We start from the raw sequence: 23,246 nt of genomic DNA on the forward strand, positions 1-23,246 counted from the left end.
TAGTGAATAATCGTTGACATTTCTGTTTACAAGTCTTAATTGAAATTAACCTTACGTATGAAAAAGCTATTGTTATCATCTATAGCGTTTGTTTTTTTACTCAGCAGTTGTGGCTCCAAAACCAGAGGAGAATTGGTAGGAGTGCAGGGTAAACAATGGCATCCGGAAAAACCCTACGGGATGGAGCTTATCCCCAGAGGGTCTTTTATTATGGGAAAGAGTGAAGAGGATATGGCCGACGCACTCAACGCCCCGACAAAGACCGTTACTGTGCGTTCCTTTTACATGGATGATACAGAAATTACAAACAGCGAATACAGGCAGTTTGTAGAATGGGTCAAAGATTCTGTAGTCAGGACCAAATTGGCCATCCTTGCGGATGAGCTTGGTATTAGTCCTGAAGATGACGGAATAGGAGCTTATGCTTTTAAAGATGCCGATACGGCAGACCTATCCGTGTACGACAAGTACATGCTCGACAATTATGTCGGCCTCGGGGACAATTACTACGAGGGACGTGCCCTGAATTGGGACGAGGACCTGGTATGGGATACTTCTGAGTATCCGGATGAGTACTACGCCGAAGTAATGGTGGACTCTATGTACCTCCCTGAAGACGAGTCGTACAACGGTCAGCGGACCTTAGACGTCACCAAATTGAAATACCAGTACGCCTGGATGGATATCGAAGCGGCTGCACGTTCCAAAGATGGTCGTCGCCGGGATTTTATCCGTAAGGAAGAAACGGCAGTCTATCCGGATACCACAGTTTGGATCCGTGATTTTGAATATTCCTATAATGAACCCATGCACAACGACTATTTCTGGCACGACGCGTATAGCGACTATCCGGTAGTCGGTGTATCCTGGTCTCAGGCCAAGGCGTTCTGCCACTGGAGAACCAAGTTTAAAAATGATGACCAGCGCGATCGCGGCCGACAGTTTGTAAACCAGTTCAGGCTCCCGACAGAAGCGGAATGGGAATATGCAGCCCGTGGAGGAATTGAAGGTGGAACTTACCCTTGGGGTGGTCCATATGTCATCAGTGACACAGGATGCTTTATGGCCAACTTTAAGCCACAGCGTGGGGATTATGCGGCAGATGCAGCCCTTTATACTGTAGAGGCGAAATCCTACGAACCGAATGAATTCAACCTTTATAACATGGCTGGAAATGTTTCTGAATGGACGAATTCCAGTTTTTATCAGGGCTCTTATAACTACGCCTCCACGATGAATCCGAACGCTGACTCTAAAGACAACAGCCGTAAGATTATCCGGGGTGGATCCTGGAAGGATGTCGCGTACTTCCTACAGGTCAGTACGAGAGATTACGAGTACAAGGATTCAGCCAGGAGTTATATCGGCTTCCGTACTGTACAGGATTACATGGGAGAGGAAGATGCGACCCAATAATATAGTATTACACGTAACACATACAAAAATAAAGCTTAACCAAACCTGCAATTTTTAACTTTAAACTTAATTATTAAACCCTTAGTTATGGCACAGTCAAAATCAACAAAAAAACTCTTTAACATGGCCTATGGCCTTGGAGCTTCGGTAGTTATCATCGGGGCCCTATTTAAGATCCTTCACTGGGAGTTCGGTCCGCTTAATGGTGGAATCCTGCTTGCGATAGGTCTTATAACTGAAGCACTTATTTTCGCAATCAGTGCCTTCGAACCTGTAGAGGACGAATACGATTGGTCCCTTGTTTACCCGGAACTCTCTGGAGGAATGAACCAGGGTCGTATGAATCAGGCCGAGGAAGCTGAGGAAGCTGAAGGATTGCTTTCCAGAAAACTCGACGAGTTACTTAAAGAAGCCAATATCGATTCAGAACTGATGAGTAGTCTTGGTGAGAGCATCCGCAATTTTGAAGGTGCGGCCAAAGGAATTGCTCCTACTGCCAATGCAATTGAATCGACTCAGAAGTATTCTGATGAATTGTCTGAAGCAGCGACTCAGATGGAGTCCCTGAACAGTCTTTATAAAGTTCAACTTGAAAGTGCCAGCCGTCAGGCTTCCATCAACGAGGAAGTGGTTCAGAATGCCGGAGCACTTAAAGATCAAATGGAATCCCTGGCCAGTAACCTGTCCTCCCTTAACGGAGTATACGGTGGTATGCTGACTGCAATGAACAGGAACTAATTAAGTTGTTTGTTTAGCAATTCCCAAATCAAATTAACTACTAACAACTAATTAGAAACAATGGCATCAGGAAAATTGTCACCGCGTCAGAAGATGGTCAATCTAATGTATTTGATCTTCATCGCTATGCTGGCGCTCAATATGAGCAAGGAAGTTCTCGCCGCTTTCGGTCTTTTGAACGAACGGATGGAAGCTACCAATGCTAAGGCCTCAGAAAGCAACACTGCTTTTCTCGAAGGTCTGGAAACCAAAGCATCTGAAGACGCGACGAAATACGCCGCTCTTTATGAAGATGCTCAGAAGATCAAGGTGCTTTCTCAGGAGTACTTCGATTATATCGAAGAAATCAAGAAATCCCTTGTAGCTGAAATTGAAGATCCTACGGATTATGAAGTGATGGACAAGTCTGATTATCTGGATCAGCGATTCTTCCAGGGAGATAATTTATCTCCTGAAGGTAAAGAATTCATGAGCCGGATCCACGACTACCGCACAAATGTTCTTGCCATTCTTGGCGATAAATATCCCGATGTAACCGGTGAATTGTCCGAGCGTTTTCAAACTGGAGATGCTGATGGAAAAGTCACCCGTCGTGACGGTGTTAAAGTCGACTGGCTGAACTATCATGTGGAAGGATTCCCAATGATCGCTTCCCTGACTAAGTTAAGTGCTTTACAGTCGGATATTAAAGCAACTGAAGAGGATGCCCTTAAAGCGATGCTGCAGGGTGAATTGACAGAGCAGATCAACCTGACGAATTTCTCTACCCTTTTGGAGACCGAAAAATCGGCCTTCTATTCCGGGGATAAATTCAACGGAAGTATTGTTCTCGGTAAAACGGATAAGTCGGCTAAGCCGGTACGTGCAGATTTGAGTCTGGACGGTCGTAAACTAACCGAGGGCAGGGATTATGAACTGCAGGACGGAGGTGTTAAAATGTTGATCGGAGCTGGTAATGCCGGCGACCATGAGATCACTGGAAACCTCTATTACATGCAGGATGGTAATGAAAAGGAAGTACCTGTAAAGAACTCTTTTTCGACCATCTCCAAGCCAAATGCCGCTGTTATTTCAGCTGATAAGATGAATGTGGTATATCGCGGTGTTTCAAACCCGATGACCATCTCCATTCCTGGAATTCCGGACAACAAGGTTAGTGCTTCTGCTTCGGGTCTGTCCAAGCGTAAAGGAAGTAACTATATCATGAACCCGGGCAAAGGAAGAACGGTTACCATTACAGCCTCCGGAACCCTGCCTGATGGGCAGCGAATCTCAACGAAGTCTGAATTCCGTATCAAGGATATTCCAAGACCGACCGGATCGATCCGGGGAGAAACTGGAAGCGTGCGTATGCCGCGACGGAACCTGGAGATTTCAACCATCGGGGCCGTTTTGGAAGACTTTGATTTTGACCTGAACCTCAAGGTGCAAGGATTTAAGTTCAAAGTACCTGGACAACCTACAGTAGATGTAAAAGGAGACAAACTGGATTCCAGAGCTAAAGGAGCGCTTAAGCGGGCCAAACGCGGGGATGCAATCCAGATTTTCGACATCCAGGCTGAGATTACGAATAATAGAAGTTATAAGTTGAAGAAAGTATCTCCGGTTGTTGTGGAGGTCACTCAGTAAGATTGTGTTTATCAATAGATCCGGTGCAGTACTCCTGCGGGCAGACTGCACCGGTTTTTAAGAAACTGAAACAATGAATTGGAAAAACATTTTTATAATTGGTGCAGCAGCAATGCTCCCGCTTACCGGATTTGCACAGGCTAATATCCTGAATGCCAAAAAACCGGAAGAAATTGGAATACGCACCCAGTCTCAGAAGGATATCGACAACGATATGCCTCTGGATTACGGGTATGTGGATGACAGGGATATCCTTTGGTCGAAGACTATATGGGAAACCATTGATCTCGATGAGCGTGTGAATTTCCCCTTGTATTATCCAACAGACACTGTGGATATCGGATCGGACAGAAGATCCCTCTACCATGTGTTGATTAAAAACATCCAAAACGGGAATCTGGAGGATGTTTACGTAGACTCTTACTTTACGGAAAAGCGCAAGTATGAGGATCTTACGGCAACGTTGAAATTCAGGGATACAACCGACCTTGGTTACGAGCAGATCAACGCTGGCGAGGCCCTTTCTCCCGAGTACATCACTACCCGAGAAATCGACGCAGCGGATATCGTGGAATACCGCATCAAGGGTATCTGGTATTTTGACAAGCGAATGGGAGAACTCAAGTACCGTATGCTGGGGATTGCCCCGGTAGCTCCTGATGTAAACTTTATCGATGACGAGTCCATGGCTCCTGAAGATGCGTTGGTAGAGTTATTCTGGGTATGGTATCCCAGCGCCCGTAAAATCCTTCACGATGCCAAGGTATTTAATTCGAGGAACTCAGCCATGCCTATTTCTTTTGACATGTTGCTGAATGCCCGACGCTACAATGCCGTGATTTACAAAGAGGATAATGTACATGGAGACCGGCAAATCAGGGATTATATCGCTGACAACGCCTTGTTCCAGTTATTGGAATCCAAGCGTATCAAGGAGACGATCCGAGATCGCGAACAAGATATGTGGGCATACTAACCCCCTTTTCCAATTCTAAACAGTTGCAACCCCGGACTTTTGTCCGGGGTTGTTTTTTATACCCCTTTCTTCTGCTCAAATCTTCAGTACCTTTGACATATGGGACATTATTTAGTGGTCGGGTCAGGTCTTGCGGGCATGTCAATGACCGAGATGCTTATAAGAGAAGGGCAAAGGGTGACCGTCTTTGACGACAGCTCCCAAAAGGCTTCTATGGTAGCTGGCGGACTTTACAATCCGGTTGTTTTAAAGCGCTTTAATTTGGCCTGGGAAGGGAAGAAACTCATGGAAGTAGCCCTTCCCTTTTACAGGGAGCTGGAGGCAAAGCTCAAGGTGGTTTTTGATGAAAAACTCGATGTCCTCCGGCGATTTGCCAATGCTGGCGAACAGAACCTCTGGTTTGAGGCCGCAGACCAGGCCGGACTGTCGGAGTACCTCTCCACAGAATTGCGCTCCAATACCAACCAGGCTGTTCTGGCGCCCCATGGATTTGGGGCTGTCCGGGACACTGGCCGGATTCATACCTCCCTCATGCTCGGGGCCTACCGGGATTATCTCGAAGCCATCGGCAGCCTTAAGCGGGAAGCCTTCGCGTATCCGGACCTCATCACGCCGGAAAACGAGTTGTCCTACAAGGGATTAAAGGCTGATGGGGTAATTTTCGCCGAAGGATTCGGCCTCCTGGAAAATCCTTATTTCAACTACCTTCCCCTCAAAGGGACCAAGGGGGAACTACTGGAAATACACGCACCCGATCTCCGGGAATCACAAGTGATCAAAGCGGGGATTTTTTTAATTCCCCTGGGGGATGACCGATACCTCGCCGGAGCCACGTATGAACACAAAGACAACAGTCCAAATCCAACCCCTGAGGCCAGAGAGAAGCTTTTGAAGGGATTGCGGAAAGTACTTCAATGTGATTTTGAAGTAACCGGCCAGCGGGCTGGGATCCGGCCAACCGTTCCGGACCGTCGCCCGATGGTGGGAACCCATCCCGAATATACGCGGCTATTTGTGATCAACGGTATGGGCTCCAGGGGCGTTTTGATTGGCCCGTACGCGGCGCTTTGCCTTACCCGCAATATCCTTTACGGGGAACCATTGCCCCAGGCAATGGATTGCAACCGATTCTCGGGACGCTTTCACGAGTTGCAAAGAAAAGCCTGAGGGAATTCCGGTAATTTTTAAGACTTTTGCACACTGATTCCCGAATTTTAAGGGAATGCCAAAGGCAGTAGATCCATGTTAAACGTTCATGATGTTTCAGTTTCATTCGGGGGGGAAGTCCTTTTTGAAGGTATCTCATTTCGATTGAATCCGGGGGACAGGGTAGGACTCATCGGTAAAAATGGTGCGGGGAAGTCCACACTGCTCAAATTGCTGGGTGGAGAAATGCAACCCGGATCGGGGACTATTTCCAGAGATAAGGGAATGTCCATTGGTTACCTCAAACAGGATCTGGAATTCCGGAAGGGAATTACCGTCCTGGAGGAAGCCTACCAGGCTTTTGGGGAAATTAAAGATCTGGAACGCGAACTTGAACGCATAAATACAGCCCTCGCCACCCGGGAAGATTACGAAAGCGAGGGGTACCACGAACTCATGGTTTCCCTTAGCGATCTGACCCATAGATACGAACTCATAGGCGGGTACCAATATCAGGGCGAAACTGAAAAGGTGCTGTTGGGTCTTGGGTTCCAGCGATCCGATTTCGACAAACTCACCGACACTTTTTCAGGTGGATGGCGCATGCGCATAGAATTGGCGAAGCTGCTTCTTCAAAAGAATGACCTGCTCCTGTTGGATGAACCTACAAACCATTTGGATATTGACTCCATCCTCTGGCTGGAGGAATTTTTAAGGCAGTTTGGGGGAGCCGTTCTGATGGTTTCCCACGACCGGATGTTTCTGGATCAGGTTACCAACCGAACCGTAGAGATTTCCCTGGGCCGGATATACGATTATCCCAAACCCTATTCTGAATTCTTGACCCTCAGGGAGGAGATACGTCAGCAGCAACTCAGCGCTCAGAAAAATCAACAACGTGAAATTCAGCAGGCCGAGCGCCTGATTGAAAAATTCAGGGCGAAATCTACCAAGGCCTCCATGGCCCAGTCCCTGATCAAAAAATTAGATCGGATGGACCGCATTGAGGTAGACCAGGCAGATAATCAGGTGATGCGCGTGCGCTTTCCCATTTCCGTACAACCGGGGAAGGTAGTTTTGGAACTGGATTCAGTGGCAAAGAGTTATGGGGAGAAATCCGTTTTATCCGGGGTAGATCTCCTGATTGAACGGGGGAGTAAAATTGCTTTTGTCGGGCAAAACGGACAGGGTAAAACAACACTTGCCCGCATTGTGGTTGGAGAATTGGATCACAAGGGAACATGTAAACTCGGCCATAACGTCAAGCTCGGATATTTTGCCCAGGATCAGGCAGATCACCTCGATGGCAATCTCACCGTTTTGGACACCATGTTGGAAGCCGCTACTGAGACGAGCCGCCCTAAGATCCGGGACATACTCGGAACCTTTTTGTTCAGGGGGGATGAAGTAGAGAAGTATGTTAAGGTGCTTTCCGGGGGGGAACGCAACCGTTTGGCCCTGGCCAGGATGCTTCTGCAGCCATTTAATGTGCTTGTGATGGATGAGCCTACAAACCACCTCGATATTCCATCTAAGAAGGTCCTCAAGGAAGCGCTCCAGCATTTTGAGGGTACCCTCATCCTGGTGTCCCATGACCGGGATTTCCTTCAGGGGCTTACCAATATGGTCTATGAATTCCGGGATGAAAAGATCAAACCCTTTCTGGGTGACATCGATTTTTACCTGGACCAGCGCAATGTCTCAGATTTTCGTGAGGTTGAAAAAAAACAACCTCAAACCACGATGGCTCATAATGCAGCACCGAGCCAGCGAAAGGGGAAGAACGATGATTACCAGAACCAGAAGAAACTCAAATCCCTTAAGAATCGCCTCAGTGGCGTCGAGAAACGGATTCAGGAGCTGGAGACGGAAATTGCAGAAATTGATCATCAACTCCTGATGAATTACGACCAGACGATTTCTGAGACCGGCTTTTTTGACCGATACCAGGCCCGAAAGGACCAATTGGAGGAGCTCATGCAGCAATGGGAGGAACTTACCGGAGCAGTAGAGGAGGCGGAACAGGCCTGAGGGCGGAACAGCACACTTTCTATTACGTAATTATATTAAGTCGTGAGTCCCGGAATGGGCTTAAACCTGTTTTGGGCATATGAGGAATCCTTCCCACCGACCCCGTTGGTCGAGTACTGTGGGGCTTTTATGATTTATTTAACGGGGGCCGACTAAACTTATGGATAGTTTTGCAGTCTTATTCACTAAACAGCTGAAATAAGGCTATATGCGGAAAATTATACTCTATGTTTTGGGCGTTTTAGTGCTCTGTCTGGCGGGCTGGGTATCCTATTTATTGGTTACCAAAGAAAAGGTGAAAAGGCCTGCTCCGGTGAAACAGGTCAAAACTGTTTTTATAGACACGGTCCGGAACTCAGCCGTACCCATTCAGGTTAAAGCCAATGGGAATCTCGTTGCCAAAGAACGGGTAGCGCTTTTTGCTGAAGTGCAGGGCGTATTTTTGGGTAGTGCACATCCCTTCAAGCCGGGTCAATCTTTTAGGCGGGGGGAAGTCCTTCTGCGAATTGATGCCTCCGAATATCAGGCCAGTGTTCAAAGCTCCAAAAGTAATCTCTACAACCTGATCACGGCTGCCATGCCGGATCTGCGCCTGGACTATCCGGATATTTATCCCAAGTGGCAAACCTACCTGGACTCATTTGATGTAACGAGCCGAACCCCGGAGTTGCCGGAGATGACCTCCGAACAGGAACGCTACTTTATTAATGGCCGTAATATTGTCACGACTTTTTACAATGTACGGAACCTGGAGCAGCGATTGACAAAATATATTATCAGAGCCCCGTTTTCCGGTGTGCTCACAGAGGCACAGGTGACCGAGGGCACATTAGTTCGCCCCGGACAGTCTTTGGGTGTTTTTATCAATCCAAACGTCTACGAACTTGAAGTGGCAGTTAACAAGAGCTACAGTGATTTCCTTCAGTTAGGAAAATCGGTGGTTCTGAGAAATCTTGAAGGAACCCAGAACTATGAGGGTAAGGTTTCCAGAATCAATGCTGCCGTAAATCAGCAATCCCAGACGGTCTCGGTTTTTATAGATGTGGCGGATCCGGGCCTTAAGGAAGGGATGTACCTCGAAGCCACAATTCAGGGCAAGGAGGAGGAAAATGCCATTGAAGTCCCAAGGAAGCTCCTCACCGAAGGGGGCGAGTTATTTATCCTAAGGGATAGTATTCTCGACCTCGCACCGGTAACCCCAGTTTTTTATACCGATGAAACAGTAATACTCAAAGGCCTAGAAAACGGTACGGTCTATTTATCCCGATCCGTTCCCGGAGCCTATCCGGGTATGTTGGTCCGTCCGTACCAGGAGAACGCGAAGCAGGAAGATTTAAGCCAGAACCTAGAGAATTAGTAAGGAGATGCGGAACATCATCAGTTACTTTATCAAATATGATGTGGCGGTAAACGTCATCATCCTGGCCTTTTTGGTCTTTGGGATTGTTGGGGCTTCCCGCATGACCTCTTCCTTTTTCCCTCTGATCGATTCCCAGATCATCAATATCAACATCAACTATCCCGGGGCCGCACCCCAGGAAATTGAAGAAGGTATTGTCCTGAAGATAGAGGACAATCTGAAGGGCCTTGTGGGAATTGAGCGGGTAACCTCCACCTCCCGCGAAAATGGGGGTAGTATTACCGTGGAAATCGATCAGGATGAAGATATAGATGTGATCCTTACGGAGGTTAAAAATGCCGTGGACAGGGTCCCGAATTTTCCGGGTGGGATGGAACCCCTGGTGGTCGCCAAACAGGAAGCCATCCGACCGACGATCAGTTTTGCCCTCAGTGGCGAAGGCGTAAGCCTGTCAACCCTAAAACAGATTGCACGCCAGATCGAGTACGACCTGCGTGCCATGGATGGGATATCCCAGATCGAGATAACGGGATATCCGGAAGAAGAAATTGAAATTGCCGTCAGGGAAAGGGATATCCTGGCTTACGACCTTACCTTTCAGGAGGTAGCGCAGGCAGTCGGACAGGCCAATATTCTGGCAACCGGTGGGAATATTAAAACGGAGGAAGAGGATTACCTGATCCGGGCAAAAAATCGCTCCTATTACGGTGACGAACTCAGCAACCTTGTGGTGCGTTCAGATTTTTCAGGAAATACGATCCGCCTGAAGGATGTCGCAGAGATCCGGGATCGGTTTTCCGAAACACCTAATGCCAGTTATTTCAACGGTAATCTGGCGGTGAATATCGAAGTCAGCAATACCAATTCTGAGGACCTCATACCTACGGCGGATAAAATCAATGCGTATATCGCAGATTTTAACGCGACCCGAAACAATGTCCGCCTCGATGTGGACTCAGACCGCTCCATTACCCTGAAACAGCGGACGCAACTTTTGATGGAAAACGGGGCCATGGGTATCCTCCTCGTGTTGTTGTTTTTATCTTTCTTTCTCAATACACGATTGGCCTTTTGGGTAGCCTTTGGTCTTCCTATAGCTTTTTTAGGGATGTTTATTTTTGCCGGATCCCTGGGTGTGACCATCAACGTGCTCTCCCTCTTTGGGATGATTATTGTAATCGGGATTCTGGTGGACGACGGGATTGTTATCTCTGAAAATATCTACCAGCATTACGAAATGGGGAAATCCCCGATTCAAGCCGCTATAGATGGTACCATGGAGGTAATTCCACCTATTATTTCGGCCATCATCACTACCGTCTTGGCTTTTTCCACCTTTCTTTTCCTGGATAGCCGAATAGGGGAATTCTTTGGGGAGGTCTCAGTAGTGGTTATCCTCACCCTTGCGGTTTCACTGGTAGAAGCCCTGATCATTCTTCCTGCGCACATCGCCCATTCCAAAGCCCTGGTTCGGGAAACGGAAGAGGATAAAAAGAAAGAGAAGAGCTTTTTTGATAAACTATTCTATCGCCTGAGAGGCTTTAATGTCCTGGGAGATCGCATCATGTCCTATTTAAGGGACAGGATGTACAGCCCAACGCTGCGGTTTACCCTTAAACACCGCTTCCTGACCTTTTCGATTTTCCTGGGCCTTCTGGTGATCACTTTTGCATCGATTACCGCAGGTGTCATTCGGGTAACGATATTTCCGAGCATCGCCAGTGACCGGGTCTCCATTAACCTGTTGATGCCCGAAGGGACGAATCCACAAATCACCGCGGATATTATCAACAGGGTAGAGGATGCTGCCTGGAAGGTGAACGAGGATTTTACCAGCCGTCAGTCTACTGGAAAATCAGTTGTAGAAAATATTATCAAACGTGTAGGCCCCGGGAATAATAAGGCTTCGCTTCGGGTGAATCTCCTGCCGGGAGAGGAACGCGATTTTTCCAGCCCCGAAATCACCAATGCGATAAGGGAAGCAGTAGGGGAGGTGTACGGAGTGGAGCGCCTTACCTTTGGATCTGGAGGGAATTTCGGGGGAAGTCCGATTTCTATAGCCCTTTTGGGCAACGACAACCTCCAGCTCGAAGCGGCCAAGGAGGAACTCCGGTCTTACCTGGAGAACAATCCCAAGCTAACAGATATCACAGATACCGACCCCGAAGGGATCAAGGAAATTGACATTGAGCTCAAAGAAAATGCCTATGCCCTCGGCCTGAACTTACAGCAAGTGATGGCCCAGGTGCGGTCCGGGTTTTTTGGTGCACAGGCACAGCGATTCCAGCGGGGACAGGATGAAATCAGGGTTTGGGTGCGGTACGATCGCCTGGATCGTTCTTCTATAGCCGATCTGGATGATATGCGTATCCTGACGCCTACAGGCCAGCGTGTCCCTTTTTCGGAAATCGCCTCATATTCTATTGCCCGGGGGGATGAATCCATCAGCCACCTGGACGGGCAGCGCGAAATTCGCGTGGAAGCGGATATGGAAAACCCGAACGAAAGCGCCACCGAAATCCTGCTCGACGTTCAGAACACTTTTATGCCTGAGCTCCTCTCCAGATATCCGGGACTCTCCGTGGCTTACGAAGGCCAGAACCGGGAAGCGCAGAAACTCTCGAGCTCGGCAAACAAGGTTTTCCCCGTTATCCTGTTTTTGATTTTTGCGGTAATCGCCTTCACGTTCAGAACCTACAGTCAGCCGGTAATCCTGATCCTTATGATCCCTTTCAGTATCATAGGGGTAGCATGGGGTCACGTGATTCACGGCTTCCCCATCAATGTGCTCTCTGCCCTCGGTATCATTGCTCTCATTGGGATTATGGTAAACGACGGCCTGGTACTCATCGGTAAATTCAATTCCTTCCTGCGACAGGGAATGAAGTTTGACGAAGCACTTTTTGAGGCGGGTCGTTCCCGATTCAGGGCGATTTTCCTGACTTCATTGACCACAATTGCAGGACTAGCCCCCCTCTTACTCGAAAAAAGCCGTCAGGCGCAATTCCTGAAGCCAATGGCTATTTCCATATCCTATGGTATTGGGATAGCTACCGTTCTGACACTTATCATGCTGCCTTTGCTGCTCTCCGTAGTGAACAACGCAAAAGCACGTCTTAGGTGGCTCTGGACCGGAGAGGTTATCGACCGGGAAGAAGTGGAGCGGGTCATCAAGGAAATGAAAACTCAGGAGAACCTCGAAGGCGAATTGGCCGAGGTTAAAAATTCGGACAGATCTTCGACGCCTCCTGCACGAAGAAAACAAAAAAAATCAACCCTTCAAGAAGAACAAGCTCCATGAAGCATTGCTATGCAATTCTTTTGTGCTGGGCATTTTCCCAGATAGCCACATATGGACAGGTGTCCGACCCGCAAGAAGCAGAACCCGTGCTTTCCAAACAGGAAGCAATTTCCATTACCCTGGAAAATAACCTGGGTATACAGGTTTCGGAAAACCTGAGGGAAATCGATAGGAATAATGCCAACATCCTCAATTCGGGCTACCTACCTACTTTAACCGGGCTGGCCGGAGGAAATATCGACCGCCAAAATACAGAAGGACAGCTTGCAAATGGGGAAACCAGGACGGCAGAAGGTGCGGAAACCCGAAGATACAACGCATCCATCAATATGGATTACGTCCTCTTCGACGGGCTTGGCAGATATTACAACTACAAAGCGTTTCAGGAATTGTCCGCCCAGTCGGAACTGGAGGTGAGGCAGACCATTGAAACAACCCTGCTACAGCTCTTCTCAGTGTATTACGAAGTTGCCCGTCTGGAGGAGAATAATGCAAGCTTACGCGAGACCCTTGACATATCTAGAAATCGGCTTGAACGGGCGCGCTACCAGTTTGAATACGGGCAGAACACAGGGCTGGATGTGCTCAATGCGGAGGTTAACGTCAATACGGACAGTGTAAACCTTCTCAACGCACAACAACTGCTGCGCAATACCAAGCGCGATTTAAACCTCATCCTGAACAGGGATCTTACTGAGACCTTCCAGGCCGATACGACCGTAACTTTTATCACTTCCCTGAGAATGGAAGAGATCCGGGAACGGGCCAAAGAGAAAAATGTCCGAATGCTTTTGGCCGAAAAGGACATTCTGATTTCCGAATATGATATGAAAGCTGCCCGAAGCGGGTATCTTCCTACGGTGGGACTTACGGGTTCATATGGGTGGAATGAGCTCACCAACAACAACCCCCTCGCATTCCTGCTTCAAAATACATCCACGACACTGCGCGGAGGCATTAACCTGAGTTGGAACCTATTCGATGGAGGGCGTACCATTACCAACAGTAAGAATGCGCGCATTAACTTTGAGAACCAGGATCTGTTCAGGAAACAGACGGCGCTTGAAGTGGACCGGGATATCCAGAATTCCTGGGGAAATTATCAGAATGCGTTGTTTGTGCTTGGGGTACAGCAAAAAAACCTTCAAACCAATCAGAATAACTTCAACAGGTCTAAAGAGCGTTATGAACTGGGACAGATTTCCTCTATTGAGTTCCGACAGGCTCAGTTGAATCTGCTTTTGGCTGAATTGGACCGCAGCCAGGCCAAATACAATGCGAAACTCGCAGAGCTTCAACTCCTGCAGGTCAGCGGAGAGCTCCTCAATATTGAATTTTAAGCGCTGATGGTAGAGTATTTTTGTCAGTGCCCCTATTGCTGGGAATCCATTTCCGTACTGATAGACACCTCTATTTCCGATCAAAACTATGTGGAGGACTGTGAGGTATGCTGCAATCCGATCGATTTTAATGTCAGCTGCAGCGGGCTGGAAATCCGCTCTGTTGAGGTGTGCCAACTTGGCCAATAACCCCATTTGCTTGCTTCTCTGAAAGCTTAATCATATTGATCCGGGGATTTTGTTCCCTTCCGCTTCCCTGCAAATTATCCATAGCCTCCCCGAGATGAAGTGGGGGTGCAGTTTACCAATCTATTTTCGTACCTGTTAACAATTCCACCAGGCCTGGTTTAAAATGGGTTTAGCAGGTTGGGAGAAAACACCTGCTTACTCCCTGTTTATTGAACTTTTAAACGAGAAAAATGAAAAACCACTTATGTAAAATGGGAGCTTTGCTGCTCTTTTTAGTTGCGGTATCCTGTGAGAAGCAGGGGCAGGCAGAAATCATTCAGCCCGACTATTTTGTAACCGGGGATCTTTCTTTCCTGCTTGAGGAACTTCCCGATAGAGGCGCCAAGGGATGGCCGGCGAACGGATGTAAGGATATTGACGTAAAAGTAAAACTCGGGTTTATTGAAGCGGAAACAACAGTAACGCATTGCTGTGTGAATTACGTATGTAATATCATGGCATTCAATCGGGTAATTGATTTTTTCCTTGGGAATCGGTCCGGGAAAAGCCATTCTGAAATAGAGATTATATCTTCAGAAATAATTAAATTCAATATGTACGATATCGGTATTCAGCCGGGAACGTATCAACTCGACCCGAAAACAAAGGGTTTAAGAGATCTGAAATATGAAATTTGGGTGCATAAACCTTAATTCCAAGTGTTATGAATGATCAGAACCTGAGAAGATTTGTTGCTTTATTAATCGATTTTTTGCTAGTCAGTATCGCGTATTCTGTGCTCATCAATTTGGTTCCTGAAACCCTTATGAGCCTGGAGGCCACTGGAATCAAGGTGCGTTTTGTGCTTGCTCCGGATGCGTTTTTACTACTGGGTTTCCTTTATTTCATCGCCTGTGACCTGTTAAACGAGGGGGAATCCTTAGGTAAGGATATAATGGGACTACAAATCAGGGGTTCCAAGGGTGATTTACTGAGTCTGCGAAACAGGATTTACCGAACATTGCTTAAAATAGTCAGCCTGATCTTTTGGCCTGTGGCCTTAGTGGTATTCTTTTGGAAGGAGCGTAATCTGACCTTACAGGATTATGGGGTCAAAAGTACTGTTGCCTTAAGAAGAAAGACGCTATCGGCGCCCTGAGCCGTATTCGAAATACGTGCTAAAATTGGACTCTCCGGGGTCCAATTTTTTTTATCCCGGTACCGCTATTGCTTAGGGTGTTTCGGAAATTGTGGAAAGGGGTACCTTTCCGGTATTATCCAGGATGCCATCCAGTTTTAAGTGTGTGATTACCGGTGCTTCAGCCATTCGGACCAGGCTAATGTGGTCGAAGGCATTGGGGTCCTCGGGATTTTGTGCACCTCCTGTTGTCCCGAGAATGTAATAATCCATTCCCTGGCGTTTGTCGTGCGAAAAGGAATGGAAATGTCCGTTAATTACCGTGTAGTTCCTGCCCTTTAAGGAAGCTTCCAGAGGTGCCAGGCCATTTTTTCCTTCCCGCATCCAAAGGGGTTTGTGCATTAACACAAAAGTCCAGCGGACATCCTCGTTCTCTTTGAGTACATTCTGAAAATAACTTAGTTGTTCCGCTCCCATACACCCCAGCCTGCGTTCCGGCATACCGTAATACGTGGTTTGTTCGTACTTTCCCTCTAATTCCCCGGCAATGACTCTAATGGCCGTATCCCTTGCCTGATAAATTTCCACCATTCTTTTTTCGGAGTAATCTTCAGAATCCATCATCAGAAAAAGAACATCTCCATAGCGGAAGTGATAATAACGGGGGCCATACCGCTTATTCCAAAATGTGCGCATTTTGGGATTTGTAAGGTCGTGGTTCCCACCCAAATAGAAAAAAGGCATCTTCAGGTTTTCCGTTCGGGAATCAAAGGAATCCCATTCCTTTTTTAATTGGAGGGTATCCTCTGTGCCGCCATCGATTAAATCTCCCACACTCAGCACAAAGGTGGGATCAAGCTGATTGAGTTGTTCCACGGCCCTGCTATAGATCCCCGGGCGTTCGCCCCCGTTTAAATCTGAAATAATGGCAAATGTAAAATCAGTTTCCGTGCTTTCGAAGGATTCCGAGGTCCAGGGTTTGGGACCTGCTTCAATATGGTGTTGGAAAAGAGGTGCTTTTGTGTCTTTAGTTCCGCACCCCCAGAGGGATAGTCCAGCGAGAAGAATAAGAATCCAATGTTTCATATTTGAAGGTACTTGTTTTTTAAGCGCGTATGAAATCCGGGACATCCCGCCACCCTTTTGGGGCCGGCATTTGGGTGAATTTCTACTGAGTTTTTCTGCGAATTCCAATGGTCTTGATAAAAGGGGCGGTCTTAACTCCTTCGACCCGGATAATCAATATTAGTAGTTTTTGTTTATACGTATGTCAATGCCTGCTTTTTTTAACGCAAGCAATTGTCTTTCCACTCCTTCCGGATCACGCGTTCCAATGATAAACCTCCCGCCATTTTTCAAAATAATGGATAGTCCCCGTTTTCCGCTTGTATTGTAAACCGTGCCGTATTTGGGGCTGAACCGAAGCCCATATCCGACAAATCCATAAGAGATCAGGGATACTTCCTCTATTTGATCCCAGGTAAAGACCTCTGAACTAATGGGTCGGAGCCGAAAGCGAATCCCTGAGGTGTCAATCTCGGTGTGAAGTTCCATATACCGGAAAAAAGCCAAAAAGCACAGTGTGCCTGCAAAAAACAGCAGCAGGCCCCAGTCGGACATCGGCTTGCTTCCAAAGGGTTGTCCCAGAATGAGTTGTTGAAAAAGACCATAAATGGGGATGCAAACTACCCCGATGAGGATAGCCCACAACCACCACTGGTCGAACTTCTGTATTTCCGTATAGGTCGATTTCAAACGCCTGTATTTTCGGCTCAATATTGGTGGGTTGCCGATTAGTTTTTTAAATTGCTCTTTCTTTTAGAAAGTTACACAAAACTCCATGGAAAGATACGCGTATTCACTCATTTTGCCGCTCATTTTATGTGGGGTTTTAAGCTGTAAGGACACCAGGGAATCCAAGGAATCTCTGGAGCCCAGTGGGTCTATGGCAGCAAATCTTACCGAGGCCCCGGAAGGCATGGTCTATATTCCTGCCGGGAGTTTTATGATGGGCGGGAAAACAGAGCAGGCTGAACCCGATGAATTCCCCCGCCGCAAGATTGGAGTATCAGATTTCTTTATGGATGCCACAGAGGTGACCAATGACGAATTCAAGGCTTTTGTGGATGCGACCGGATACCTGACCACAGCAGAGCGTGAACTCGACTGGGAGGAGATGAAAGAACAACTTCCCCCGGGAACCCCTAAACCCGTGGATTCAATACTACAGCCCGGATCTTTGGTTTTCCAACCAACAGACGGTCCGGTGGATTTAAGAGATTTATCCCAGTGGTGGGAATGGAAGATTGGGGCGAACTGGAGACATCCTGAAGGCCCTGGAAGTGACATCGCAGATCGGATGGACCATCCGGTTGTCCATATTTCATTCCGGGATGCTGAAGCCTATGCGAAGTGGGCGGGCAAACGCCTTCCAACGGAAGCTGAATGGGAATGGGCCGCAATGGGAGGCCTGGAAGATGCGGTTTATCCATGGGGCAATACGCCGGCCGAACGCGCTTCGGAACTGGCGAATTTCTGGCAGGGTATTTTTCCCTACCGCAATGAACCCATGGACGGATATGTAAGAACTGCCCCGGTTAAAACCTATCCCCAGAATGGCTATGGCCTCTACGATATGGCTGGGAATGTATGGGAGTGGTGCCAGGACAAGTACCGTGCGGATGCCTATGCCCAGGAGTTGTCGGGAACTGAAGCCTTCGACCCCAAGGGCCCATTGGAATCTTATGACCCGGGGGACCCCCTGGCGGAAAAGTATGTTGTCCGCGGAGGATCCTACCTTTGCTCCGATAGTTATTGCAGCGGATACCGGGTAGCCCGAAGAATGCGAACCACGGCAGATACCGGGATGGGTCATCTGGGTTTTCGCTGCGTTAAAGATGCGAATTAAGACAGGTAGATCACCCGCACCTTAATTCTTTGCCTCCCGTTTCAGGGAAAAGGCTGAAGTTTACCGACGTTTTTTTAGCAGGGCCAGAAGGCCAAATGCGGGTCCCAGAGCCAATATTAAATAGGATGCGGGACTGGAGAAGCTTTCCTGTAAGGCCGCAAGGGATTCTATACTGATAATGGTAATTGCAAACCCAATGCAGGTGACAACAGTTAGCCCTGTGCCTTTTTCCTGCAGTTTGGCATTTCGGGCTACAAGAGTTGAAAAAAGGGGGGAATCCGCGATCACAACCATTCCCCATAACATCATAAAAGTAAGGAAGCCCACTTCGTTTGGCCATGAAAAGGCCCATGGCAGTACCAGGCAACAGACCCCGGATAAAAGCAATGCGGCTGAGGCCACTTTTTTTTCCCCGAGGACTCTTGAGAGGTGTCCCGCCAGCACGCAGGCGGGCCCTCCTATACCAATTATCAGAAAAGACCAGATTGAAATCTGGAAATCTGCCTGTGGATTTAACTCCTGGTAAGTGGAGAGAATTAAAGGGACAAAGGCCCAGAAGGCGTAGAGCTCCCACATATGTCCGAAGTAGCCATAGGCAGCAGAGCGAAATGCGCTCCTGTCAAATACCCGGATGAGTGCACTCAGATCCAGGCTTGGCATGCGTTGACGAAAAGGCCCGTCCGGTAAAAATGCAATCAGTATTCCTCCGAGCAGGGCGATCAGCGAGGTGATACCCACCACCATTTGCCATGAAAGGGTATTGCCAGTACTGATAAGTAAATGGGGGAATGCGGTGCCGAGGACCAGTGCACCAACGAGGTACCCAAGGGAAGTCCCCAATCCCTTATTGTAATAATCCGAAGCAATCTTCATTCCAACAGGGTAGATCCCGGCCAGAAAAAATCCGGTCATAAATCGGAGTCCCATCAGGCTGTAGGCGGTATTCCCCTCCCATATCATCCCCAAATTACATAAGGCTCCCAAGAGTGCAGAAATAAAGAAAACCCTGGAAGGTGAGAACCTGTCGGCCAGGGTTAAGAGTGCAAAAACAAGCGTTCCGATGATAAAACCCAGTTGCACTGCGGACGTGAGATGTTGTAGGGCATTCACCTGGAGGGCAAAGGCGTCTGAGAGTTCCCTGAGTATCCCGTTGGAGGCAAACCAGAGGGAAGTGCCGCAAAATTGCGCAAATACGATCAGTGGCAGGATGTACCACGGTTTTTCGTGATGCTTTTCTTCCCTTGCGAATTCCTGAAGTTGGTCCACGACTCGATATTAAGGATTTTTGGCGAATGTCCGATTATTGGGGTAGTGGTTAAATATGTTGAGAAACCTGACAAGATAGCATCATCCCTGGGATAATATGCGTCGTAAATTGGTTTAAAACGAAGTATCATGAAGAACATCAAAGCGAACTATCTGATTCCGTGCCTCGGAATGGCCGTTATCTGGAACGACTACACCTCAACCTTAAACACCAAAGAAGAGAAGGTCCTTTTAATTTATCACCTGCTCATTGTGGGTCTGCTCATTGGGGGCGGTATAGTGCTCTGGCTGATTCGGTAAGTTGATGTACAAACTGCTGGTAACCGTATCTTTGTTACAAATCAAGTATATGGAATCTAGCTTTGACCTTGATGCACTGATGCAGATGGAGGGTCGCTACCGCGCCAACCTGATCAATAAGATTGCAGGATATAAAACCGCAAACCTCATCGGGACGCGATCGGCATCAGGCCTTGAGAATCTCTCTATTTTCAATTCGGTAGTGCATATCGGAGCCAACCCGCCGTACCTGGGGTTTATCCTAAGGCCCACTACTGTGGAACGACATACGTACGAGAACATCAGGGAGACCGGGTTTTATACGATCAATCAGGTTACTGGAGCGATGCATCAGCAGGCGCATATGACATCGGGGAAATATCCGAGAAGCGTTTCGGAGTTCGAGGCCTGTGGACTCAAACCGTTTTACCATAAGGGATTTGAGGCTCCATTTGTTGCCGAAAGTGCTATTAAGATCGGACTGGCCTACGAGGAGGAACACCGGATGCGTTGTAACGACACCCGTCTTGTTATAGGCAAAATAATCCATTTGCGGCTACCCGAGGGGACTATTTGCGAGGATGGGGATCTTGCCCTGGAATCCCTGGACACCGCAGCTATTGGAGGACTGGATACCTACTATCTCGGGACAAAACTAGGCAGATACGCATATTCCCGCCCGGGGGAGGACCCCAGAAGAATCAGCTGATTGGAATCCCTGCCGGTTCTGCTATTGCTCAAGGCGAATTTCATCGATCAGCAATTCAAATTCTTCGGCTTTCTTATTGCCGATCAAAATACCGATCTCCTCAAGGGAGGACGCTGCAAAATCAGGCAGGTTCAGGCGACTGCCCCGAAAGACTGCGTACATGGTATTTAAGGGCAGTTTCACATCCTGCCATTCCCCTGAAGTATCGAAATAACTCACATAGGAATAGTAGTCTTGTTTATTGGCCTTAATGCGAAACTGGTAGCGTTTGCCGTCACCTTTGATGCGCAATACCAGATAGCGATATCCTTTTAGGTCTGTTGGGCCGCAATCGTAGCGAATGGACGAAAATCCCCCATTATTTTCAAGGGATATGCGACCGGAAAACACCCCATAACCCTTCTGGTCCACCAGAAGGTTTCCTTGTGACCGACCTCCCATAACGCCATCATTCACAACATACCAGCTGCTCAGTGGAACTCCGGATTGAAAGTTGAAAATGGGCTTCGAAGTCATTGACAAAAGAATACAGACCAGCAGATGTATAAGTATTTTCAAACCAATACTTCAATGTATAAGGTGTTGAGCTAAAGATACGCTATTTCTCCAAGGCCTTTTTACATATAACGGGTCAGAAACGCAAAAAATTCCTTCTTCAAATTTTGAAACAACTCGCGCTGCATTTCCATTTCTTCCCTAAACTCCAAATGGTTTTTAAACAGTATTGTGTCCATGGAATTCTCTCCCTTTTTGCTTTTCCCAGCAATTTGGTGTTCGTGGGCTTCTATTCCTTCCAGGAACTCATTTATCCTGCCTTCATGGAGGATAAACTCGTTTTGAAAGTGTTCCAATTGCATAAGAACATCCCGGTCTGTCCATCGGGTGACGAGTTCTTCAAGCCGGTTTTTGAAAGATCGCATTTCATCCTTGCTAAAAAGCAATTCACTTTTCCAGCGTTCGTGTTCGAAGTGTAGATCTGAATTATAAATTACGGTAGTTTCCATTTAATTTGTATTTAAGTTCAACCAGGAAATGATCCAGGGGAATGCTTCCCCTGACATGAAATTAAAGGTATGACCGACCTTGAAAACACCCTATGATCTGGGTCAGTCGTTTTTGTCTTGTGGGTTGATATTTGAATGTGTTAGATTTTTTGGTTTTGTGTAAGGCGCGGATCAATACGTGCCTTTTTACATTGGATTAAACCTATTGTATATTTGAAAATGCACTATGAGGCTCTTTGGTCAAAAATCCCCATCGCGAAAATAGCCCTGAGTTTATTGGGGGTAATGTGCTACCTGCAATCAGTGAGTGCCCAGGATTCTATCGTAGATCAGGAAGTCGAAGTCAATGGACAGGCATGGCTGGATTACAACTTCAGAACTGCGATGAAAGACTCCCGATTTCTGAGTACCCAAGTGGGATTCCGAACGATTAATCCGGCCATATTTAACAGGTTTCTGGGTATCTCAACGCTTAATTTGCGTGCAAAAAGCTGGTTTAAGAGGAAACAGGAAGGTGCAGAGCCCTGGATTCGAAGTTACCATCTTGGGGCTGGGATTATTTATACCAACAACTTCAATGAGGACAATAACTTTGAATTTCGATTGATTCAGGGGATGAAATTTGCAATTCCGACCATTAAGGGGTTTAAGATCTATAACTACAGCCGGATCGAAGAGCGCTTTCAGTATTCTTTTGACGGGTTGGGATGGGATACGGGGTTCAGGCTGAGGCATCGGTTTTCGATTACCATTAGTTGGAAAAAGCACTATTTGCATTTTACTGAAGGGTTTTATTTTCCCATTTCAGCCGAACTGTTTTTCAATCTCAAGAGAACGGACCGCTTTAATGACCTGATCCGATTATCCCCGGGCATCGGGTATAAATTTGAGAACGGTCTCAAGCTGGAATTATATGCCATTTACAATCGCACCCGGAATTTGACGGAAACCAATAATGCTTCGAATGACCTAATCCTCAGGTTACGGATATTCAAAGAAAAACCAAATCAGCTGACGCCCCTTGCCCCGGCTAATGAATTTGATGAATCCGGTTCCGGAGACCAGAATAACTAGTGCCATAAAGGAAGTAATATGTGAACAGGCTTCCTTTTGGGCACCTCTAGGTCTACACCGGCATTGCCTCCGTAGAGGTACACAGGAGAATTTGGCAGGGTTGTACCTTTGGGATTTATCTTAAATTGAGGTTCATGTTCAGATTAGCGCGTTAAATCCGTATTTTGAAAAAAAATCCGACCCATTATGAATCCAGCCATCCGATTTATTCGCACCACAATAACCGGGGGTATCCTGTTTCTGCTTCCCCTAATAATCCTGTATTTTATTTTTGAAAAGGCCTATTCGATCCTAGAGGTGATTTCTGCCCCGATTTCAGCCAAAATTTCAGAATCCATCCTCGGATTTGATGGCAGTGCACTGATTACCATACTGCTTTTGATCTTTATATGTTTTGCCGCAGGGTTGCTCTTTCGCGCTGAAAAAATCAAGAAAGTCGTTCAAAAACTTGAAGAACGGGTATTGATATTTATTCCGGGATATTCACTGATCAAATCCATCACTGCGGATTCACTCGGAGAAGAAATTGAAAATAAACTAATTCCAATTCGCATTGAGGATGGGGAAAACTGGCTCCTTGGATTCCTTATTGAAGAAGGAAAGACCCACAGTACGGTCTTCCTTCCGGATGCACCCAGATATGACGCTGGGGAAATTCGTATCATGCCTTCGACCAGTGTCGTAAAGTTGGATATCAGCGCGAATAAATACACCAAGGTGATCAAATCCTATGGGGTGGGCGCCATCAATTGGGTGGAATAGG

General features: G+C 47.3%; 22 protein-coding genes. 17 read left to right on the plus strand and 5 right to left on the minus strand.

Annotated elements, in window-relative coordinates:
* The first annotated feature begins 57 nt into the window (after window positions 1-57).
* From porK to QU605_RS08735, 12 genes are all read left to right on the plus strand, one after another.
* Window positions 58-1,416: a T9SS ring complex lipoprotein PorK/GldK gene (gene porK / locus QU605_RS08680; protein ID WP_289724895.1), complete on the plus strand. Its 1,359-nt coding sequence runs from the start codon at window positions 58-60 to the stop codon at window positions 1,414-1,416.
* Window positions 1,417-1,503: 87 nt separating this feature from the next.
* Window positions 1,504-2,154, plus strand: coding sequence for a type IX secretion system motor protein PorL/GldL (porL, locus tag QU605_RS08685; RefSeq protein WP_289724896.1), 651 nt, complete (start codon window positions 1,504-1,506; stop codon window positions 2,152-2,154).
* Between the two features lie 60 nt (window positions 2,155-2,214).
* Entirely contained in the window at window positions 2,215-3,783 is a 1,569-nt protein-coding gene (gene porM, locus QU605_RS08690) for a type IX secretion system motor protein PorM/GldM (protein ID WP_289724897.1), read from the plus strand.
* Between the two features lie 73 nt (window positions 3,784-3,856).
* Window positions 3,857-4,759 carry a type IX secretion system ring subunit PorN/GldN gene (gene porN, locus QU605_RS08695; RefSeq protein ID WP_289724898.1) on the plus strand — a complete coding sequence of 301 codons (903 nt, stop codon included), beginning with the start codon at window positions 3,857-3,859 and terminating at the stop codon, window positions 4,757-4,759.
* A gap of 99 nt (window positions 4,760-4,858) precedes the next feature.
* Window positions 4,859-5,926 carry an NAD(P)/FAD-dependent oxidoreductase gene (locus QU605_RS08700; protein ID WP_289724899.1) on the plus strand — a complete coding sequence of 356 codons (1,068 nt, stop codon included), beginning with the start codon at window positions 4,859-4,861 and terminating at the stop codon, window positions 5,924-5,926.
* A gap of 75 nt (window positions 5,927-6,001) precedes the next feature.
* Window positions 6,002-7,936, plus strand: coding sequence for an ABC-F family ATP-binding cassette domain-containing protein (locus QU605_RS08705; protein WP_289724900.1), 1,935 nt, complete (start codon window positions 6,002-6,004; stop codon window positions 7,934-7,936).
* 208 nt (window positions 7,937-8,144) lie between these two features.
* On the plus strand, window positions 8,145-9,293 hold the full coding sequence (locus QU605_RS08710) for an efflux RND transporter periplasmic adaptor subunit (protein ID WP_289724901.1): 1,149 nt from the start codon (window positions 8,145-8,147) through the stop codon (window positions 9,291-9,293).
* A 7-nt stretch (window positions 9,294-9,300) separates the two neighbouring features.
* Entirely contained in the window at window positions 9,301-12,597 is a 3,297-nt protein-coding gene (locus QU605_RS08715) for an efflux RND transporter permease subunit (protein ID WP_289724902.1), read from the plus strand.
* Window positions 12,594-13,937: a TolC family protein gene (locus tag QU605_RS08720; RefSeq protein ID WP_289724903.1), complete on the plus strand. Its 1,344-nt coding sequence runs from the start codon at window positions 12,594-12,596 to the stop codon at window positions 13,935-13,937. Before QU605_RS08715 ends, QU605_RS08720 begins: the two co-directional genes overlap by 4 nt.
* A 6-nt stretch (window positions 13,938-13,943) precedes the next feature.
* Window positions 13,944-14,126, plus strand: a complete 183-nt coding sequence (locus QU605_RS08725; protein WP_434967919.1) for a CPXCG motif-containing cysteine-rich protein — start codon at window positions 13,944-13,946, stop codon at window positions 14,124-14,126.
* A gap of 230 nt (window positions 14,127-14,356) precedes the next feature.
* Complete coding sequence (locus tag QU605_RS08730; protein ID WP_289724904.1) at window positions 14,357-14,818, plus strand: hypothetical protein; 462 nt, start codon at window positions 14,357-14,359, stop codon at window positions 14,816-14,818.
* A gap of 11 nt (window positions 14,819-14,829) precedes the next feature.
* The gene (locus tag QU605_RS08735; protein ID WP_289724905.1) at window positions 14,830-15,264 is read left to right on the plus strand and encodes an RDD family protein; all 435 of its coding nucleotides are present in this window, start codon (window positions 14,830-14,832) and stop codon (window positions 15,262-15,264) included.
* A 72-nt stretch (window positions 15,265-15,336) separates the two neighbouring features.
* Here the strand turns inward: QU605_RS08735 and QU605_RS08740 are convergent, their stop codons facing one another.
* Both QU605_RS08740 and QU605_RS08745 read right to left on the minus strand, forming a co-directional pair.
* Window positions 15,337-16,329 carry a metallophosphoesterase family protein gene (locus tag QU605_RS08740; protein ID WP_289724906.1) on the minus strand — a complete coding sequence of 331 codons (993 nt, stop codon included), beginning with the start codon at window positions 16,327-16,329 and terminating at the stop codon, window positions 15,337-15,339.
* Window positions 16,330-16,488: 159 nt separating this feature from the next.
* On the minus strand, window positions 16,489-16,998 hold the full coding sequence (locus QU605_RS08745; RefSeq protein WP_289724907.1) for a hypothetical protein: 510 nt from the start codon (window positions 16,996-16,998) through the stop codon (window positions 16,489-16,491).
* Window positions 16,999-17,083: 85 nt separating this feature from the next.
* Between QU605_RS08745 and QU605_RS08750 the strand changes: the two genes are divergently transcribed.
* Complete coding sequence (locus QU605_RS08750) at window positions 17,084-18,151, plus strand: formylglycine-generating enzyme family protein (RefSeq protein WP_289724908.1); 1,068 nt, start codon at window positions 17,084-17,086, stop codon at window positions 18,149-18,151.
* Between the two features lie 60 nt (window positions 18,152-18,211).
* Here the strand turns inward: QU605_RS08750 and QU605_RS08755 are convergent, their stop codons facing one another.
* Complete coding sequence (locus QU605_RS08755) at window positions 18,212-19,417, minus strand: MFS transporter (protein ID WP_289724909.1); 1,206 nt, start codon at window positions 19,415-19,417, stop codon at window positions 18,212-18,214.
* Between the two features lie 129 nt (window positions 19,418-19,546).
* On the opposite strand from QU605_RS08755, the gene QU605_RS08760 reads away from it, so the two are divergent.
* Window positions 19,547-19,717, plus strand: coding sequence for a hypothetical protein (locus QU605_RS08760; protein WP_289724910.1), 171 nt, complete (start codon window positions 19,547-19,549; stop codon window positions 19,715-19,717).
* Window positions 19,718-19,766: 49 nt separating this feature from the next.
* A complete protein-coding gene (locus QU605_RS08765; protein ID WP_289724911.1) occupies window positions 19,767-20,405 on the plus strand; it encodes a flavin reductase family protein in 639 nt (212 codons plus the stop codon).
* A 21-nt stretch (window positions 20,406-20,426) separates the two neighbouring features.
* Here QU605_RS08765 and QU605_RS08770 read toward each other — a convergent pair whose 3' ends face one another.
* Together QU605_RS08770 and QU605_RS08775 are read right to left on the minus strand one after the other, a co-directional pair.
* Window positions 20,427-20,921, minus strand: a complete 495-nt coding sequence (locus QU605_RS08770) for a CIA30 family protein (RefSeq protein ID WP_289724912.1) — start codon at window positions 20,919-20,921, stop codon at window positions 20,427-20,429.
* A 101-nt stretch (window positions 20,922-21,022) separates the two neighbouring features.
* The gene (locus tag QU605_RS08775; protein WP_289724913.1) at window positions 21,023-21,409 is read right to left on the minus strand and encodes a hypothetical protein; all 387 of its coding nucleotides are present in this window, start codon (window positions 21,407-21,409) and stop codon (window positions 21,023-21,025) included.
* Between the two features lie 219 nt (window positions 21,410-21,628).
* Here QU605_RS08775 and QU605_RS08780 point away from each other — a divergent pair, with 219 nt between their 5' ends.
* Both QU605_RS08780 and QU605_RS08785 read left to right on the plus strand, forming a co-directional pair.
* Window positions 21,629-22,483: a DUF2490 domain-containing protein gene (locus QU605_RS08780; RefSeq protein WP_289724969.1), complete on the plus strand. Its 855-nt coding sequence runs from the start codon at window positions 21,629-21,631 to the stop codon at window positions 22,481-22,483.
* A 186-nt stretch (window positions 22,484-22,669) separates the two neighbouring features.
* A complete protein-coding gene (locus QU605_RS08785; protein WP_289724914.1) occupies window positions 22,670-23,245 on the plus strand; it encodes a hypothetical protein in 576 nt (191 codons plus the stop codon).
* The last annotated feature ends 1 nt before the right edge of the window (window position 23,246 follow it).

Source organism: Robiginitalea aurantiaca, from assembly GCF_030380815.1.
Taxonomy (GTDB): Bacteria; Bacteroidota; Bacteroidia; order Flavobacteriales; family Flavobacteriaceae; genus Robiginitalea; species Robiginitalea aurantiaca.

Bases quoted from the DNA above. Each gene is read 5' to 3' on its own strand.
- QU605_RS08740 (WP_289724906.1), bottom strand. From the start codon at position 16,329: ATGAAACATTGGATTCTTATTCTTCTCGCTGGACTATCCCTCTGGGGG.
- porL (WP_289724896.1), top strand. From the start codon at position 1,504: ATGGCACAGTCAAAATCAACAAAAAAACTCTTTAACATGGCCTATGGC.
- QU605_RS08720 (WP_289724903.1), top strand. From the start codon at position 12,594: ATGAAGCATTGCTATGCAATTCTTTTGTGCTGGGCATTTTCCCAGATA.
- QU605_RS08730 (WP_289724904.1), top strand. From the start codon at position 14,357: ATGAAAAACCACTTATGTAAAATGGGAGCTTTGCTGCTCTTTTTAGTT.
- porN (WP_289724898.1), top strand. From the start codon at position 3,857: ATGAATTGGAAAAACATTTTTATAATTGGTGCAGCAGCAATGCTCCCG.
- QU605_RS08715 (WP_289724902.1), top strand. From the start codon at position 9,301: ATGCGGAACATCATCAGTTACTTTATCAAATATGATGTGGCGGTAAAC.
- QU605_RS08725 (WP_434967919.1), top strand. From the start codon at position 13,944: ATGGTAGAGTATTTTTGTCAGTGCCCCTATTGCTGGGAATCCATTTCC.
- QU605_RS08780 (WP_289724969.1), top strand. From the start codon at position 21,629: ATGCACTATGAGGCTCTTTGGTCAAAAATCCCCATCGCGAAAATAGCC.
- QU605_RS08760 (WP_289724910.1), top strand. From the start codon at position 19,547: ATGAAGAACATCAAAGCGAACTATCTGATTCCGTGCCTCGGAATGGCC.
- porM (WP_289724897.1), top strand. From the start codon at position 2,215: ATGGCATCAGGAAAATTGTCACCGCGTCAGAAGATGGTCAATCTAATG.
- QU605_RS08775 (WP_289724913.1), bottom strand. From the start codon at position 21,409: ATGGAAACTACCGTAATTTATAATTCAGATCTACACTTCGAACACGAA.
- QU605_RS08765 (WP_289724911.1), top strand. From the start codon at position 19,767: ATGGAATCTAGCTTTGACCTTGATGCACTGATGCAGATGGAGGGTCGC.
- QU605_RS08750 (WP_289724908.1), top strand. From the start codon at position 17,084: ATGGAAAGATACGCGTATTCACTCATTTTGCCGCTCATTTTATGTGGG.
- QU605_RS08735 (WP_289724905.1), top strand. From the start codon at position 14,830: ATGAATGATCAGAACCTGAGAAGATTTGTTGCTTTATTAATCGATTTT.
- porK (WP_289724895.1), top strand. From the start codon at position 58: ATGAAAAAGCTATTGTTATCATCTATAGCGTTTGTTTTTTTACTCAGC.
- QU605_RS08705 (WP_289724900.1), top strand. From the start codon at position 6,002: ATGTTAAACGTTCATGATGTTTCAGTTTCATTCGGGGGGGAAGTCCTT.
- QU605_RS08785 (WP_289724914.1), top strand. From the start codon at position 22,670: ATGAATCCAGCCATCCGATTTATTCGCACCACAATAACCGGGGGTATC.
- QU605_RS08700 (WP_289724899.1), top strand. From the start codon at position 4,859: ATGGGACATTATTTAGTGGTCGGGTCAGGTCTTGCGGGCATGTCAATG.
- QU605_RS08770 (WP_289724912.1), bottom strand. From the start codon at position 20,921: ATGACTTCGAAGCCCATTTTCAACTTTCAATCCGGAGTTCCACTGAGC.
- QU605_RS08710 (WP_289724901.1), top strand. From the start codon at position 8,145: ATGCGGAAAATTATACTCTATGTTTTGGGCGTTTTAGTGCTCTGTCTG.